Source organism: Methylomonas lenta, assembly GCF_001644015.1.
Lineage (GTDB): Bacteria > Pseudomonadota > Gammaproteobacteria > Methylococcales > Methylomonadaceae > Methylomonas > Methylomonas lenta.
The window spans coordinates 70,745-87,177 of sequence record NZ_LUUI01000114.1 but is presented as its reverse complement, the minus strand read 5'-3'; the positions used below and the strand labels follow the sequence as shown (position 1 = coordinate 87,177).

Below are 16,433 nucleotides of genomic sequence, written 5' to 3'. Positions count from 1 at the left end.
ATTTCCAGAAATACTATATATAGTGGCTACCACGGGAAATCTGGGAGAGCCATATCTTTATAAGGCTAGTGTGAATCTTGGGCTGTAAGATGATACGGATAAAGTGAAGCAGTTGATTGCACAACTGACTAAGTCAGCCTTAAATTTACAGGCCATATATCCAATGGCTAGGAAGACTGCAGCCTAGATTTTATCAAAGCCACGGATGAATTGACGTGGTCTAAAACCTTTCCAATCATGTGCAGCTCATCCGGCTTTCCGACTATTGCTCCGAGCTCGGCAGCAACTGCCGGTAATACCAATTCTATACGTTGAATCATGTCACCCGTCACTTTACGGACAAATTTCGGTTTGACGACAATATCCTCAGCGAACCGATCCCAATGACGACTCATTAGCCATTGTGGCCGGTTTTCTCCACCAATTTTAAATGCCAGTTTTTGGCTCAAATGAGGATAAACCGCCGTGCACACCAAATCATAAAACGGTGCTAATTGGGTGCGCGTGCCTTTACTCATCAGCGATAAGTTCTTAGCATGACCATCCATGTTGCCAACTAATACATTGAAGATGACCCATTCGATCAAACGCTTTTTATCGACAGCAGGTTGAACACTGCGCGCCAACACTGCATCAAAACAAGCTTTTAAAGTAGGCCCGCCTTCCGCTTCGTATTTTTTGCCCGATGGAATACCCAATATTTGGCACAGATCATTTTGATGAAGGCGACTGAGTCGACCATCTTTACCGAGTGTTCGATCATAACGAGCGATGACAATAGCGTTCAATTCCAGCGAATAGTCTACCTTTGCGACATCCATGCCAATCCTCTGGGCTAACGTCATAACCAAAGCTTCATTGATAGCTGTATGAGGAATATCTTGGCGATGTTGAATGGATGGTTTAATGATGTGGCTTGAGGGGGCTGCACCTAACGGCAGTGAGACGTTGCCCAATTGATCGATAAACACCGTCATTTTATCCTGGGCACCCGACAGCGACATGCGGGCTTGTTCACCTGATATATCCAGCGGTATGCCTCGAGAGCGGTCAAACCATAGGTTGATTGATTCCGGCGTTACCGGCAAATAATGCGGCTCATCGCTAGGCAGTAATCCTTCAGGTAGTATCGAAAAAGCGCCCGCCGTATCGCCGCCAAATCGTTCCAATAATCCAAAGACATTGCCGGCCGAAATCTGCGCGGCTTTACTGATAAAGTCCAGCACATCACCTTCCGGCAATAGATTTTCAAAAAAGGCGCTGACGGCCTCACCGCTAAATAAATCCGCACTAAGCGGTAGTTCTGGTGAAAGCGCGATGGCGTTTGGCAGCGCCAACCAATCTGACGCATAAATAAAGGCTAACCCGTTACCATCATTTTCATGCAGATAACCGACTAATTGATCGCTGGCATACACGCATAATCGCTTCATGAAAGTCTGTCCCTGATGACAACATCCAGTCCCAACAAATCCAAAATAAGCATGACCTTGTCGAATTGTACTGTGCCTTTGCCGTTTTCCAGATCGCTAATAAAGCGTGTACCAGTCTGAGCCAATCCGGCTAGTTCTGCTTGGGTAAGTGATTGAGCTTTGCGATGGTTAGCAACGATTTGACCTATGTCCTTAGCTGACGTGATATTACCGAACGGTTGCATTTTTGATGTCATGGTTTGTCTTGTGTTAGTTTATACCCGCTCGGTAATTCTATGTGATCAATTATAACTATGCCAAGAATATATTACCGAACGGTATTTTTATTCGATCAATAGTCTTGAGCTCTGATGTTTTGCCTTGGGATTGGTAAAATTGTTGGAGGTTTTGGATCGGCACCCGGATTTATTGGATGAAATCAGAACTGCATAACTGCGGATTAAAATATTAACCCAAAGCAATTGATGGATTAATAGCTTCCTACTGCTAATTTCTAGTCATTGGAAAAGGACCTCTCGAATAGGCAACTAACCGACAGCAAATCGAATTGATATCAATGTAAAGTTATCACAACCTTCAACGATTATTGTTAGAATTTGATGTTGCTCAATCCATGCGGGATGCAAAATGATCGGTGTCGACATCAATATACTGGCTCGATTTATGTCGATGATCCAAATGATCCCGAAGCAACCAAACAACACCCAATCGCCCACCGCATACTAACGGGTTCAGAACAGTTATTCTGGAATTTGGAATGGGTGTTGCGGACGTTTTACCGCTTTGAAGCCAGTGATTTTCGCCGCGTGGTTGAACATTTGCTCGGGCTTACCCATGTCAATGTCGAAGAATGTCGCGGGTTGCGCAAGCTTTGGCATTACAAGCCGGAGGATTGGATTTTGCAGATGCTGTTCATCATACCGCCTGCAACCAATGCCAATGTTTTTATAGCTTTGACGACCGCCGTTTTGCACGTCGCGCCGCTCGATTAACGCTGACTCCCCCGGTAATCGTTCCCACGGAATAAATCCATGACGACGGTACTGATCAGGTTAAAAGCTCATTATGTCGAGCAATTGCTGACCATGCTTATCAAGCAAACCGAAATGCCATTGACGAAATTATCGTCATTGTAAGATGAAGACCGAGCAATATTTCGGGTGGCATTGAATGGTAACAATCTATTGCATGATGACTCCATGTATCAATTATAGGACTTACGCATTGATGGAAGTCTGAAATTGTGGGTTCAAATATTCCTTGCCGATCATGAAGCTGGTGACAAATGCGGCGACCACATCCTGATACAACGCTTTTTGCCATTGGTAAGCATTGCGAATAATTTCAGTAAATTGCATTCGCTGCAGATGAACATAACTACATAATGCGGCAAAGATATGGTTAAGTATCGGTACTTTGCTACGAACTTGGAACTTTTCGATGTTGCAAACCTGCTTGATCATGCGGTGGTATTGCTCGATCTGCCAATGCTGGTCGTGCAGATTCTGAAAATCGGCTTGCATGAAAGCATCATAAGCATCAGTATCTGGCAGGAACACCACGTAATGGCGCAGTTGGTCTTTTAACTGCGTCCGAAACGGCTTCACGTTGCCAAACTCACGCAACCAAACCAGCATGCCGTCTTCGGGGACTGACAGTTTTTGTACCTGAGTCCATGTGCCATTTTCCGTCGACACCCGGCGGTTGCTTTCCACCGCAAACATAAACCCCATCCGGTGATTTTTTACCGTCTTGAGGTTATCCACGCAGGAATACCAACTGTCCCCTGTCATAAACTTCGGTTGTAATCCTCATACCAGCACCTCCGCCAACATGTCGAGAAAATATTCATTTTTGGTTTTCCCTTCAGCCTTGTCGTTTACACGGTAGTTCACGGGTAGGCTGCGGCCTTGCGGGTCGGTGCACCCTAAAGGGCATAAATAGTATAACGTGATGAGATTTAGCCCTTTAACCACTCGATGATGCTTGCCAGACTAGAAATGACCAACCAGTTCCATGCGTTGGCTGCAGGGTTTGTCTAAGGTGCTGTCATCTACGTTCAGCGTCCCGCCCACCAAATTCAATAGGCGTTTTGCCTCATTGAACAGATCTTGGCCTTCATAGTTCTCCCGCAACAGAAAACGATTCACGCTGTCATGGGAAATGTCCATCACCTCGGAAAGACGGGTGCAGGTGCTTGATTTCGGTTCGCTCATCAAAAATCCCATATACATTGGCAAGGTGCAACACGCTGTCGGTGGGCGGCTAGGTTTTCTTATCATCCCTGAATCGGTTTTGTTAAATGTACTTGCTAATACATATTTATTGCTTGCTTGATCGTCAATGCGTAAGTCCTACCAATTTTTTCAAACCATTTGAAATAGCTTTTTCCATGCCACCATCTTCATCTGAAACATGCTTGAAAGTCGCTGCATTTAGAAACACCAAGTCAGGCTGGCGTCGCCGCAGTCGAAATGGTTGCGTTAATGACCTGCGTTAATCGACGCAATCTGAAGATTAATCCCCCCCTCCTAACAACCGACTTTTTTGGCAGTGCATAGCACTCGTAAAGTCTCCTCATCCGATGCCGTAGCAGCTACCCGCGAACTGTTCCATTTTTGTTTTTGACTGGGGCGAACGTATGGCAGCATCTCGCGGCCCGACTCTGGCTTGTTGTTTAATCCTGCTTTGTTGCCAACTGCCATTGCAGTGCCTCTGCAAACCCTTGCGCAATTGCAAAAGTCGGGCTAAATATTGCTTGTCAATTCAACGCCAACTCCGCCCGCAATCGCTCGGCCATCAAGTCGACGAACGAACGGATTTTGGCCGAAGAATGGCGCCCTTCGCGGTGTAGGATATGAACTGGAACCGGTGGGCTTTCGAATTCGCCGAGCACGATTTTCAGTTTGCCAGTCTTTAGCGGCTCGGCAATTTGATAGGACAGCAAGTGGGTAATGCCAAGACTTGCCATCACTGCACTGGCCGCCGAGTCGTTGTCGGTGACGCTTAATATCGGTTGTATCTTGACCGTCTGCGTCTGACCGTCGCGCAGAAAGCGCATTTCATTATTTGGATTCAAGCCGCGCGCCAGAATGATTCGATGCTTGAACAAATCGTCCGGCGTTTGCGGAATGCCGTGCGAGTCCAAATAATCCGGCGATGCACACAAGACCCTTCTCACCGAGCCGACACGTAGCGCCCGGTACGATGAGTCGGGCAATTCGGCGATGCGAATCGCCACGTCCACGCCTTCTTCTAGCATATTGACCACCCGGTCGACAAACAGTGCATTCACTTCCACCGCTGGATAGCGACGCAAATACTCGACGATACCCGACATCACATATAACCTGCCGAACAAAACCGAGGCGGTAATGGTGAGTTGACCGCGCGGCGCGGCGTTGATGCCTAACACTGCGTCGTCGGCTTCATCGGACAAAGCGATGATGTGTTTGGCGTCGTCGTAGTATTTCTGGCCAGCTTCAGTCATCCGTACGTAACGCGTGGTTCGGTTCAGCAATTTAACCCCCAAGCGCTCTTCAAGCGCTGCCACTGCACGCGTCACAGCGGGTGGCGACATATGCAATTTGCGCGCGCCACCGGCAAAACCTTCCGCCTCGACTACCGCCACATACACGCTCATTAAATGCAGTCTATCCATTGATAATTCCAATTTCCGGAATAGTTAATTGGAAATTATAGATATTCTTTATTTTTATGCAATTAGGGACACTATACCCGCCTGCTGAATTTCACTCAGGCGTATGAAAAACCCTTTTATTTTTGGAGAACTATCATGAGCCGCATTACCACCGTTAGCAACGAAACCGCCAACATCGAACAACGCAACCTATTGGATGCTATCCAAAGCCAATTGGGCATGGTGCCTAATTTCTTGCGAGTATTCGCTAACTCGCCGGATGCCTTGAAAGCCTTCCTCGGTTTGCATCACATTGCCAACCACGGCTCACTGGACAGCGCCACCCGCGAGCGCATTGCCGTGGCACTGGCGCAGCAGAACGAATGCGAATACTGTTTGTCTGCCCATACTGCCATCGGCCGCAAAGCCGGTTTGAATGGCGCGGAAATCGAAGCCAACCGGGCCGGCACCAGCCACGACGCCAAAGCGGCGGTGGCGGTTAAATTCGCCCGTGCCCTGGTCGAGCACAAAGGCGAGGTGACTAACGCCGAATTGCAGAGTATGAGTGACGCCGGTTTCAGCGAGGCGGACATCGTCGAGGTGATCACCCACGTCGGCATGAATGTGCTGACCAATATCTTGGGCAAAGCCAGCCGAGTCAATATCGACTTTCCTAAGGTGGCGCTAAAACAGGCAGCCTAAAACTGAACCGGGCCCATTTTAAGGACGCGCTTGGGCCCGGATTCTTGCGTTGGATGGAATAAAGTATTGCAGATAACGACTATTCAACTCGTCTAGCGGACGTGTCACAGTTAACGTCAATGTTTCAATCCTAATCAGGAGCAAGGTTATGACCCGCGCTTTTGCTAAAATCAGTTTCACACCCGATGTGCAAACAGTACAAACCGAAATGGGTAGTCGCGCTGTGTACCGATCAACGGAACTCGGCGAAACCGAACAGGTTATGCTAGACAGCACCGAACAAACCTTTATTGCCGAGCGCGACAGCTTTTATCAAGCCACGGTAAGTCAAACCGGCTGGCCCTATGTGCAACATCGCGGTGGGCCGATGGGATTCTTGAAAGTATTGGATGAACGGACCCTGGGTTATGCCGATTTCAGCGGCAACCGCCAATACCTTTCGGTAGGCAATTTGCGTGGCGACGACCGGGTAAGTTTGATCCTAATGGACTATCCGCAACGGCGGCGCCTGAAAATTTGGGGTCGGGCGCGTGTGGTGGACGCACGTAGCGAGTCGGCATTGCTAGCAAAACTGGAGTTACCTGACTTTCGCGCCCCGGTCGAGCGCGGGATACTCATTCAAGTCGAAGCCTATGATTGGAATTGCCCGAAATACATCACACCTCGCTACAGTCAGAACGAAGTAGAAGCACTGCTGGATCAAGCTCGCCAACCTCAGTCGGCGGCAGTCGCGCGGCAACTGTCCGGTGTTTTGGGTAATGGTGCATTGCCATTGATTATAAGTGGAATTCGCCAGTTGACACCGCGCATTCGCGCCTATGAATTCCGCCACGCTGATGGCGAGCCGCTGCCAGCGTATCGAGCCGGGGCGCATATTCGCGTGCCGATCGCGCTGCCCGACGGCAGCATTACCAGCCGTGCTTATTCGCTAACTAACGCACCAGACGATCTAGATTGCTATCGGATAGCGGTGCTGCGGGTAGACGACAGCGAAGGTGGCTCGCCAGCATTGCATGATAGCTGGCAAATCGGCACCCGCCTGAACATCGATGCGCCGGATAATTATTTCCCACTGCACGACGACAAGCGACCGGCGATATTGATCGCTGGTGGCATCGGCATCACTCCGATAAAAGCGATGGCCGAAGCATTGGCCGCGCGTGGTACGGATTTTCAACTGCATTACAGCGGCCGTACACCACAACAGATGGCGTTTGTCGATGACTTGCGGCGGCATTTTCCTCATCAATGCCGATTTTATTTCAGCCAAACGCAAAACCCAACCCGACTGGACCTATCGGCGCTACTCGGTAACTTATCTGCCGATAGCGTCATTTATATCTGCGGCCCAACCCGCCTGATCGAAAACGTGCGCCAAACTGCCCGCCAACTTGGCATCGCCGACGAACGCGTGCAATTTGAAAGTTTTATTTAACCAAGGGAGAACAGCATGATCACATTACACGACATGACGCTGTCAGGAAACTGTCATAAAGTCCGCTTATTATTAAATATGCTGGCATTGCCCTATCAAATCCAACCCGTCAATTTAGGCGGCGGCGAACAGCACAGCCCAGAGTATTTGCAACGCAACCCGTTCGGCCAGGTACCGGTGCTGGATGACAACGGTTTCACCATCCGTGACAGCCAGGCCATTTTGGTCTATCTGGCCAAACGCTACGGCGGCGTACCATGGTGGCCTGATGACGCCTATCACTTAGCGCAAATTGCGGCCTGGCTATCGACGGCCGCCAACGAAATTGCCAACGGTCCGGCCTTGTTGCGAGTACACCATAAATTCGGCCGCGACATTGACCTCGCCAGAGCCCAACAAACCGCCGATAAAGTACTGGGAATTATCGACCGTCATCTGCAAAGTCAGGATTGGCTGGTCGGCGACACGGTATCTATTGCCGACATTGCCGTCTATCCCTATTTGGCACTAGCGCCGGAAGGTGGCATCACCATCGGCGAATACACCAATATCATCGCTTGGTTCCAACGCATCCGTGCTTTGCCCGGTTATGTTGCTATGCCGGGCATGTGGCAAGTGCAAATCAATTAGCCTTTTATAACGAAGCATCATCATGACTGAAGAAATCAAAGCCCCGTTCCGTCCTTTACCGCAGAAACAGCGGCACAAAAAGTACGTATGGCCGAAGACGCCTGGAACTCCCGCGATCCGGACCGCGTCGCGCTGGTCTATACCGAACACACAGTTTGGCGCAATCGAGCTGAATTTCCGAATGCCGCGAACAAGTGCGGCAGTTTTTGCAACGCAAATGGGCCAATGAACTGGATTACCGGTTAATCAAGGAATTATGGGCCTTTACCGAAAACCGTATCGCGGTGCGGTTTGCCTACGAATGGCATGACGCTTCCGGTCTATGGTTCCGCAGCTATGGCAATACTGTCTATATGTGCTTGTTTGCTGATCGGCTGATAATCCAGCCCAAACGCATCAGAATAGATTGGCAACCACAAAATAAATGACCGCAACTTCCAATGTAATTGGCAACATAAAAAAGTAGGGGGAGCGATTCTTCATCTCCCAAAGTGCTTCTGTCACCCGGCTTGAACTGGGCGAGTATTGGCGTTCAGCAGAGTAGCGTTTTTCCGTTGGGGATGAAGACGAGGCGCTACTGATAAAATAATTGTCGTCATCGAAGATCGAATCAAATAGATCGTCTAGCTTTTTTTGGTTATCGAATAGGCCGTTTAGCACATTTCCATCAATGGCAGCTGTGTACATGACAATTAGCTCCGATACGTTTGCATGGGCTAAAACAGTATCAATTTATCGGACAATAATCCGTGAAGAATGTCATGAATAGCCAGAATGCTTGAATTGCTCAATCTCAAAGCGGAAGCAATTTCTGCTTTTTCCAGTCGCTCGGCCCAAAATACCCCCCTCATAAAACCAGCAGTAGCCAGAATGCCTACTGCCGGTAAATGATCGTAAATCACCCGCTCCATGAACCCACTAGGCCTCTGGGCAGCCTTCCATCTTGTAGATGTAGAAGCCATGCTGCCGGATATCGTCAATGACATTTGTCGGTGCATTCTGACTGTGACAAAAGCGGCATTCGTTACTGGAGACCTGCGCATCCGTTTCATTAATGGAATCCAGCCATTTTTTGGCGTAGCCAATGGCCTTTTTTAGGTCATTTTCGGATGTAAACACATCAAAGTGCATAGTATGGCCATCGCTAGCGGTGACATAAGTATCGAAAACATGAATTTCCATACGTTCCTCCTTTTGTTGCTGAAATTTTATCTGGGATTTATGCTCATTATTCCCTGCTGAATAATGGCTATCTCATGCTTTTTGCTTCAACCAGTACAAAAAATACACACAGATGATAAATAAGCAGACGGCCAAAGTGGTTGCTAAATCATCGGTTTGCGCGGGTAAATCACCCAGCGGTATGGATGAAGATTTGATAAGACTAGGGCGATGAGCCACAATCATGGGTGCTTGTGCAGAAGCTGGAAGACTTAAAACTAGCAATATTAAAGTGAGGAAGGCGTTTCGCATAATGACCTCTCAAGGGCGTTGAAAACAAAACCGCCAATTGGTAGTGATTCGCTTCTATTATAACCTTTAGATCAATACTGTCACTTTTAAATTGTAGGAAGCTTTCAGTCGCAAGAGATTTAGTCGCAAAATTGCTACCAGATATTGCAATCAAGTATCTAAGATTGATGCAAATTAAATGATGGATATCGAATCACTAAAAGGTCGACGTATAGTTTGCTAACATGAAGCATTATTCATTCACCCAGTTGAGGCTACTTAAATGGAAAATCCGTCGAACGCTATGCTTGATGCCGATGCACTCAAAATCGTAGCTGCAAATCATCATGATCCTTTTTGCATTTTGGGTCGTCAACCCTACGGCAAACAAATCAAAGTTAAGCTCTATTTACCCTATGCAGAATCTGTGAGTTTTGCCGACAGCGGCCAAACTATTCCTCGAATCCCTGGGACAGATTTCTTCGAATACATCGCCAAACCCAACGAATTACCAACACATTATCAACTGGCCTGGGTCGATAAAGACGGGGCTAATCACCTGAATTACGATCCCTACGATTTCGGCGTCCAACTACCCGAATTCGACCGTCAACTGTTTGCTGAGGGTAAGCATTGGCATGCGTACAGAAAAATGGGCGCTCACCTGCACTCGGTCGATCAGGTGGATGGGGTTCTCTTCACGGTCTGGGCACCCAATGCAGGCCGAGTCAGTGTTGTTGGCGACTTCAATCGCTGGGATGGCCGTTGCCATCCGATGCGTAGTTTAGGCGGTAGCGGTATTTGGGAACTGTTTATGCCTGGACAGGATGCGGGCTGTTTGTATAAGTTTGAGATATTGAACCGAGAAAGTCAGCAAGTCGTAGTTAAAACCGATCCGTATGGGCAACAGTTTGAGTTGCGTCCCAACACCTCATCCATTGTTGTACCCAAGAATACCTATCAATGGCAAGACCAAGTCTGGCTGGACAACCGGGCAAAAAGTGATTGGTTGCATGAGCCCATGTCGATTTATGAGGTGCATTTAGGGTCCTGGAAACACGATCATCAGGGGAACTTTTTAAACTATCGTGCCCAGGCCGATACTATGGTTCAGTATGTAAAATCGCTGGGCTTTACCCATATTGAGTTAATGCCAGTGACTGAACATCCGCTGGATGCCTCTTGGGGTTATCAGACTACTGGCTACTTTGCACCGACCAGTCGTTTCGGGTCACCGGATGATTTTCGCTATTTTATGGACACCTGCCACCAAAATAATATTGGGGTGATTCTGGACTGGGTGCCCGCGCATTTCCCGAAAGACGAATTTGCCTTGGCGCGCTTTGACGGTACCGCGCTTTACGAACACGAAGATCCCCGCAAGGGCGAACACCGCGACTGGGGTACTTTAATCTTCAATTACGGCCGCAACGAAGTTAAAAACTTTTTACTCTCCAGTGCGATTTTCTGGCTGGAAGAGTTCCATCTTGATGGTCTCAGAGTGGATGCTGTGGCCTCCATGCTCTATCTGGACTATTCCCGCGAAGACAATGACTGGACGCCGAATCAATACGGCGGCAATGAAAATCTTGAAGCCATTGATTTTTTCCGCGAGCTGAATACGGTGACCCATCAACAGCATCCGGGTACGGTGATGATGGCCGAAGAATCGACTGCCTGGCCTGGGGTAACCAGACCAACCTGGGTGGGTGGCTTAGGCTTTTCCATGAAATGGAATATGGGTTGGATGAACGATATTCTTGAATACATGAAAGAGGATCCTGTTCACAGACGCTATCATCACAGTCAACTGACCTTCGGTATGTTGTACGCGTTTACCGAGAATTTCACCCTGCCCTTTTCCCACGATGAAGTGGTGCATGGCAAAGGCTCACTCCTCAGCAAAATGCCGGGCGATGAATGGCAACGTTTTGCCAATCTGCGCTTGCTGTATACCATGATGTTTACCTATCCCGGCAAAAAATTATTGTTTATGGGCTGCGAGTTTGGCCAAGGTACGCAGTGGGACTCTACTCAAACACTGGACTGGTATGTATTGGACTACCCGCATCATAAAGGTCTGCAAACCTTGGTCGGGGATTTAAACCGCCTCTATCGTCAGCAGCCTGCTTTATATAAACAAGACTTTGATCATCAAGGTTTTGAGTGGATTGATTGCCATGATGCAGAGCAGTCTGTGATCAGTTACCGCCGCAAAGATGAGCAGCAGGACCTCATCATTCTACTGAACTTTACCCCGATGGTCAGAGAGCATTATCGGATTGGCGTTCCTAAAGCCGGCGAGTATACAGAAATCTTTAATTCGGATGCCGGCAACTACGATGGCAGTCAAGTCGTTAACGGTACCCTCGCCTCCGACCCTATACCCTGGATGAATTTACCCCACTCTATCAGTCTGACATTGCCGCCTTTGGCTGGGATCGTTCTCCAGGTTAAAGAAAATACCCTATTACCCGTTTAAAAAACGCGCATAACACTCTCTGAGGCTAATGATACAACTAATTTGTGCATCATTAGCCCAAGTGAGCCGTGTCAGGGGTAACTCATAAAATGACGACACACGAAAGCAAACATATATGGTTTCTTGATAGCTGATTAATTGTTGACTACGCAGATAATCGCCAACGGCTAAGGATATGTCTTTGTTGATTGGTTACGCCTTTTGAAGTAGCAGCGTATTCCGAATATAATTTTTGGGTGGTTCGGACCCTCTCGCCTGACAAGTCATGGATATGTGTAGATAACCGATCAATATTGATTTGCAATAAGCCCAAGCTGCCTATCGAATGAGGGGAGCTGGAAGTTGTCTATTCTCGCCGCAGTTTTAGTCTGCCGTGGCGTAAACTGACCGATACGGGCGTTTGGTTACAAGGTTGACAGCAATGCAAATACTTTAGTATTCGGCTCTATCGACGAACCATACATCACCTCCTTGATAATCATTATCGCAGTTAGTGCCGACCGACTAAATCCGCTGGTTTAAAGCATATGATGGAAAATTAAACCTGACCATACAATAAGCCTGTATCTTTTATGCAACTGTGTGTGGCTTATTTAATACTACCGTAGATTTATAATGATACAATGGCACGGTAGCAATTTTATGCGCAAAGACTTGGCTGAATCTAATTACCTTCATAACTCTTGCTTGCTTTAGGAGTTAGATTAAAATTTTAGATATCGCAGTTTTTTAATATCGTACTAAACGGAGAGATTATTTATGTTAAAAAAAGGATTGTTGGCTTTTGCCGCATTATCAACCCTGGGCGTCATGGCAACCGCACAGGCTGAAGAGTTTCGGGATGACCGATTTTATGTAGCGCCATTTGGCAGCTTCGTACAACCTGCTGGAGATAGAAGCTCTAATAATGGTTGGGGCGGTGGCATGGGTTTTGGGAAAATCCTGAATGAACATCTTAACATCGAACTGAAAGGTTTCTGGCAAGGCCTGAGCGGCGATCAAGATCCTAGCAGCTGGGAAATGATGGGTGGCATGGTCGACACCCAATATTACTTCTTTCGTGACACCTTCTCGCCCTATGCGGTTGTCGGTTTGGGTGGCATGAACACCAACCACGGTGGTCGTAGTGCTGCCGGATTTATTGGTGAAGTAGGCGCGGGTGTTACTTATGAATTGCACGATAATTTCCTGATTCGCAGTGATGTGCGTTATCGCTATAACAACAACTTTAGTGCCAACATGGCAACGGCTGGTGATAGTGAATTTAATGACATGACTGTCAACCTCGGCTTCGTAATACCCATTGGACCAAAACCGGCTGCGCCCGTGGTTGCCAAAGCGCCACCTCCACCAGCACCAGCACCAGTTGTTGCAGATTGCTCAACCCTTGATACTGACAAAGATGGCGTCAACAACTGCAACGATAAATGTCCAGGTACTCTGCCAGGTGTTGAGGTCAGTGTACATGGCTGCTGGATTCTGGAAGTCTTGTTTGATAATGACAAAGACATCATCAAACCACAATATTTCCACAAGCTAGACCATGCTGCAGAAACCATTAAAAAGTTTCCTAATACAGCATTTGAAGTACAAGGTCATACCAGCAAAACCGGTACCTATAAACACAATCTGGCTTTATCAGAACGCCGCGCATTGGCTGTACAGAAATATCTGACCAATGGTAGTCATTCTCCTAATATCACCTCGAAAGGTTATAGCTGGGATAGACCGATTGACACCAATGAAACTGAAGAAGGTCGCGCGAACAACCGTCGCGTACAGTTGGAAGTTAATGGTCAACTGCAAGAACCTTTGAATCGTTAATGGTTGACCCGATTAAGGGTGTAAACATTTTCTGATCAATTAAAAACCCGCCAAATGGCGGGTTTTTTTTGATCAATTAGTTTCACGACCTTTTTAGAAATCTTTTTATTTCTAGCTATCGAACGCTTGCAGGCATGCTGCCGCAATAAGCCCCCAGACCCAACTTTTTCTGGCATTCAAGCCTGTCGGCTAGCGGTTGACTTTTAACCAGCGCCTACCTGCTTGATCATAGGCAAAACATCAGCAGGCTAGATTTTTTGACGGATGCGCACTTAGGATATGGTTGGAAATATCTTCCCGATACCCAAGCGCATCGTTCCTACGCTTCGCGTCACTGCCATTAAGTTAAGAAAAAGCTCCCTCTCCTGCTGGAGAGGGTTGGGGAGAGGAGATTTATAATAAGGCAAAAAAGCTTTATTTAATCCCCTCATCCTAACCTTCTCCCGGAGGGAGAAGGGATTGTTCTTCCTTAACTTAATGGCAGTGACGCTTCGCGTGGGAATGCAACTTGATCCGCTCTGCGGTTCGGGACGCTGAAGCGTCCTCGATAGAGCTCCCACGCAAAGTATGGGAACCATAAGCGGAAGTTAAATTTGGCGAAATCCTTATCAAAAATTGATGACACCGATTTAATCCCTTGAGAAGTTGTCGAAAATATCACGCAAATAGTCAAATTCTTTGATGCGTTTGCAACAAAGTGTTGCTTGAAGCCAAATACAACACCTAAGCAATTGATAGATAGACCATTAATTTTTGATTAATCTGGACTGATTTTTGCTTATCTACTATTAAGGCTACTGAGCCTCATCTTGCAATGAACATGACAGGTGAATTATGAGCAAAATTGGCATTTTTTTTGGCACCGATACCGGCAGCACCCGCTTGGTGGCCAAAAAGATTTACGCTGCCTTGGGCACGGAACTGGCAGACAAGCCCAAAAACATCAACCGCACCCGCCCCGAAGAACTATTGCAATACGATGCCTTGATACTGGGTACGCCAAGTTATGGCGTAGGCGATTTACCCGGTCTTGCCGTGGGTTGTCAGGAAGCCAATTGGGCGGAATTTGTGCCCTATCTGGATGGCGTTGACCTATCCGGCAAACGAATTGCACTGTTCGGCTTGGGACATCAGGAACGCTATGCTTCCCGCTTTGCCAGCTCACTAATCCAGTTGTATCGAGTATTTTATGGCTACGACGCCCAACTCGTTGGCTCCTGGAGCACAGAGGGTTATCAGTTTGAGCACTCGGATGCCATTATCGATAACCGTTTTGTTGGCTTGGTGCTGGACCAGCGCGGTCAGCCGCATCTAAGTGATGAGCGTATTAATACCTGGTTGCAGCAGGTTACTCCGCAATTATGTCCCGCACCAGCCAAGGCGGCCTAGCCATGTTGCCCGCTGACAATGAACTCGATCTAACGCCAGTGGCCGATTGCAGCGCCTGCCAGTTTCGTGACAGTCTATTACTGGATGCAGGTTGCAAACCGGGTGACTGTTGCGTGTCGGCTAATAGCGGTCGGCAGATCGATCGGTTCTTTAAAGTGCATCCCGGCTTGGCGGCTGATTTCACCCAAGACTCGTTTTGGGAGCGTCGCGCCATTGCCGCGCGCTATCTGCCGACCAATAAACTACAGCCTCTGTTAACCGATCCGGACGAGGCCGTACGCCGGGTATTAGCCTATCGAGTGCCGCTGGACTGGTTAACGCTACTGAGCAACGATAGTGATCGGGAAGTCAGGATTACCGTGGCTGATCGACTACCGGAACCAGAACTGGAATCAATGGCCGCCGACCCGGATTACTTGGTTCGTGTCTATGTTGCCCGACGCCTGCCGCAAGGCCGCTTATTTCGGTTGGTGGCCGACCCAGATAGCGAAGTGCGGCGCATTGTAGCCACCCGCATTCCACGCGTCAGCCTGGGTTTGATGGCGCATGACAGCGAGGTGGAAATCCGCCGTATCGTGGTACAACGCATGGATGTCGACGACCTGGCCATGATGAGCAAAGATAGCGATTGGACGGTACGTTACGAAGTGGCATTACGTGCCAAAGCCGACTTATTGCTAGACATGCTGGACGATACGGATGCAGAAGTGCGGCTGACTGTTGAACAACGCTTGCCTACCCTAATCTTGATGGCGGAAAGTCATGAACACTGAGTACATTGTCGGCCTGAGCTATGCCGATCGTTTAAATTTGGCCACCCAGGCCAGACACGAAGCCATTAAAACATTGCTTGATTCAGAGATTGCCGCGCTGACTTCATTGATGGGGCCAATGAGCGATGGTCCTGAATGGCCAGCCGGCGCAGCCTGGCTTGCCGCACGTCACGGCGAAAATGCTTGCATCATCTCTGATGGTTTATCCGATCCCTGGGTAGAGCGCGACAAACCGGAAACCGGCCTGGGGATAGAAGTCTTTATCGAGACGCCTGATGCTGGCATTGCCGTTGACGCAGCACTACACACGCTGGCCGATAGCTGGCTGTTCCCGTTATTGGCGGAAGTCAGTCATACCCTGGCCGGCTATTCAACACTAGCGGAAAAACTACTCAGGGGCGAATTGTTATCGCTGGAGTTCAATATCGACCATATCAAAGATGGCCGTGGCCGGGTGGGCGCTTTGCTCAGTATACCCAGAGATCAACCCGCAACTTTATCGATGCCGGGCGGCGCGATTAAAATGATCGCAACGACGCTGTTGACCCAAGCTGAATTGTCGTATCTGCGCGGAAAAGGACAGGCCGGCCGGCTGGACTTGGCTGATAAGTTATATCAGGCAGGCATCGGCCACTTATCCTTAATCAACAGACCCTCGTTGGTATAGATCATC

At 48.3% G+C, this 16,433-nt stretch carries 17 protein-coding genes and 2 pseudogenes; 10 read left to right on the top strand and 9 right to left on the bottom strand.

What is annotated here, in order from left to right; genetic code table 11:
- Positions 1–167 precede the first annotated feature (167 nt).
- Positions 168–1,433 (bottom strand): type II toxin-antitoxin system HipA family toxin, encoded by a 1,266-nt coding sequence (locus tag A1359_RS13540; RefSeq protein ID WP_066983871.1) that lies wholly within the window; start codon positions 1,431–1,433, stop codon positions 168–170.
- Positions 1,430–1,669 (bottom strand): helix-turn-helix transcriptional regulator, encoded by a 240-nt coding sequence (locus A1359_RS13535; protein WP_066983868.1) that lies wholly within the window; start codon positions 1,667–1,669, stop codon positions 1,430–1,432. The genes A1359_RS13540 and A1359_RS13535 overlap by 4 nt, the downstream gene beginning before the upstream one ends.
- A 363-nt stretch (positions 1,670–2,032) precedes the next feature.
- On the opposite strand from A1359_RS13535, the gene A1359_RS13530 reads away from it, so the two are divergent.
- On the top strand, positions 2,033–2,425 hold the full coding sequence (locus A1359_RS13530; RefSeq protein ID WP_232322240.1) for a PIN domain-containing protein: 393 nt from the start codon (positions 2,033–2,035) through the stop codon (positions 2,423–2,425).
- A gap of 225 nt (positions 2,426–2,650) precedes the next feature.
- On the opposite strand, the pseudogene A1359_RS13525 reads toward A1359_RS13530, so the two are convergent.
- The 3 genes and pseudogenes from A1359_RS13525 to A1359_RS13520 all read right to left on the bottom strand — a co-directional run bounded on the left by A1359_RS13525 (position 2,651) and on the right by A1359_RS13520 (position 5,094).
- A pseudogene (locus tag A1359_RS13525) lies at positions 2,651–3,712 on the bottom strand (IS701 family transposase).
- Between the two features lie 252 nt (positions 3,713–3,964).
- Positions 3,965–4,138 (bottom strand): hypothetical protein, encoded by a 174-nt coding sequence (locus A1359_RS22830; protein ID WP_198159359.1) that lies wholly within the window; start codon positions 4,136–4,138, stop codon positions 3,965–3,967.
- A gap of 56 nt (positions 4,139–4,194) precedes the next feature.
- Positions 4,195–5,094, bottom strand: a complete 900-nt coding sequence (locus A1359_RS13520) for a LysR family transcriptional regulator (protein WP_066983864.1) — start codon at positions 5,092–5,094, stop codon at positions 4,195–4,197.
- Positions 5,095–5,229: 135 nt separating this feature from the next.
- Between A1359_RS13520 and A1359_RS13515 the strand changes: the two genes are divergently transcribed.
- The 4 genes and pseudogenes from A1359_RS13515 to A1359_RS23555 all read left to right on the top strand — a co-directional run bounded on the left by A1359_RS13515 (position 5,230) and on the right by A1359_RS23555 (position 8,268).
- Entirely contained in the window at positions 5,230–5,775 is a 546-nt protein-coding gene (locus A1359_RS13515) for a carboxymuconolactone decarboxylase family protein (RefSeq protein ID WP_066983862.1), read from the top strand.
- Between the two features lie 148 nt (positions 5,776–5,923).
- Positions 5,924–7,210 (top strand): pyridoxamine 5'-phosphate oxidase family protein, encoded by a 1,287-nt coding sequence (locus A1359_RS13510; protein WP_066983859.1) that lies wholly within the window; start codon positions 5,924–5,926, stop codon positions 7,208–7,210.
- Positions 7,211–7,225: 15 nt separating this feature from the next.
- On the top strand, positions 7,226–7,840 hold the full coding sequence (locus A1359_RS13505; protein ID WP_066983856.1) for a glutathione S-transferase family protein: 615 nt from the start codon (positions 7,226–7,228) through the stop codon (positions 7,838–7,840).
- Between the two features lie 87 nt (positions 7,841–7,927).
- Positions 7,928–8,268 (top strand): annotated as a pseudogene (locus A1359_RS23555) (DUF1348 family protein).
- Here A1359_RS23555 and A1359_RS13495 read toward each other — a convergent pair.
- From A1359_RS13495 to A1359_RS13480, 4 genes are all read right to left on the bottom strand, one after another.
- The gene (locus A1359_RS13495) at positions 8,237–8,527 is read right to left on the bottom strand and encodes a hypothetical protein (protein ID WP_066983853.1); all 291 of its coding nucleotides are present in this window, start codon (positions 8,525–8,527) and stop codon (positions 8,237–8,239) included. The pseudogene A1359_RS23555 and the gene A1359_RS13495 overlap by 32 nt on opposite strands.
- Before the next feature lie 29 nt (positions 8,528–8,556).
- Positions 8,557–8,751: a hypothetical protein gene (locus A1359_RS13490; protein WP_066983850.1), complete on the bottom strand. Its 195-nt coding sequence runs from the start codon at positions 8,749–8,751 to the stop codon at positions 8,557–8,559.
- 7 nt (positions 8,752–8,758) lie between these two features.
- On the bottom strand, positions 8,759–9,022 hold the full coding sequence (locus tag A1359_RS13485; protein WP_066983847.1) for a DUF2024 family protein: 264 nt from the start codon (positions 9,020–9,022) through the stop codon (positions 8,759–8,761).
- A gap of 72 nt (positions 9,023–9,094) precedes the next feature.
- Complete coding sequence (locus A1359_RS13480) at positions 9,095–9,313, bottom strand: hypothetical protein (protein ID WP_066983845.1); 219 nt, start codon at positions 9,311–9,313, stop codon at positions 9,095–9,097.
- Positions 9,314–9,575: 262 nt separating this feature from the next.
- Between A1359_RS13480 and glgB the strand changes: the two genes are divergently transcribed.
- The 5 genes from glgB (at position 9,576) to A1359_RS13455 (ending at position 16,427) form a co-directional block, all read left to right on the top strand.
- Positions 9,576–11,774: a 1,4-alpha-glucan branching protein GlgB gene (gene glgB, locus A1359_RS13475; RefSeq protein ID WP_066983842.1), complete on the top strand. Its 2,199-nt coding sequence runs from the start codon at positions 9,576–9,578 to the stop codon at positions 11,772–11,774.
- A gap of 759 nt (positions 11,775–12,533) precedes the next feature.
- The gene (locus tag A1359_RS13470) at positions 12,534–13,598 is read left to right on the top strand and encodes an OmpA family protein (RefSeq protein ID WP_066983839.1); all 1,065 of its coding nucleotides are present in this window, start codon (positions 12,534–12,536) and stop codon (positions 13,596–13,598) included.
- Between the two features lie 834 nt (positions 13,599–14,432).
- Positions 14,433–14,987 carry a flavodoxin gene (locus A1359_RS13465; RefSeq protein ID WP_066983836.1) on the top strand — a complete coding sequence of 185 codons (555 nt, stop codon included), beginning with the start codon at positions 14,433–14,435 and terminating at the stop codon, positions 14,985–14,987.
- The gene (locus A1359_RS13460) at positions 14,960–15,760 is read left to right on the top strand and encodes a 4Fe4S-binding leucine-rich repeat protein (protein WP_232322238.1); all 801 of its coding nucleotides are present in this window, start codon (positions 14,960–14,962) and stop codon (positions 15,758–15,760) included. Before A1359_RS13465 ends, A1359_RS13460 begins: the two co-directional genes overlap by 28 nt.
- On the top strand, positions 15,750–16,427 hold the full coding sequence (locus tag A1359_RS13455) for a hypothetical protein (RefSeq protein WP_066983830.1): 678 nt from the start codon (positions 15,750–15,752) through the stop codon (positions 16,425–16,427). Before A1359_RS13460 ends, A1359_RS13455 begins: the two co-directional genes overlap by 11 nt.
- The last annotated feature ends 6 nt before the right edge of the window (positions 16,428–16,433 follow it).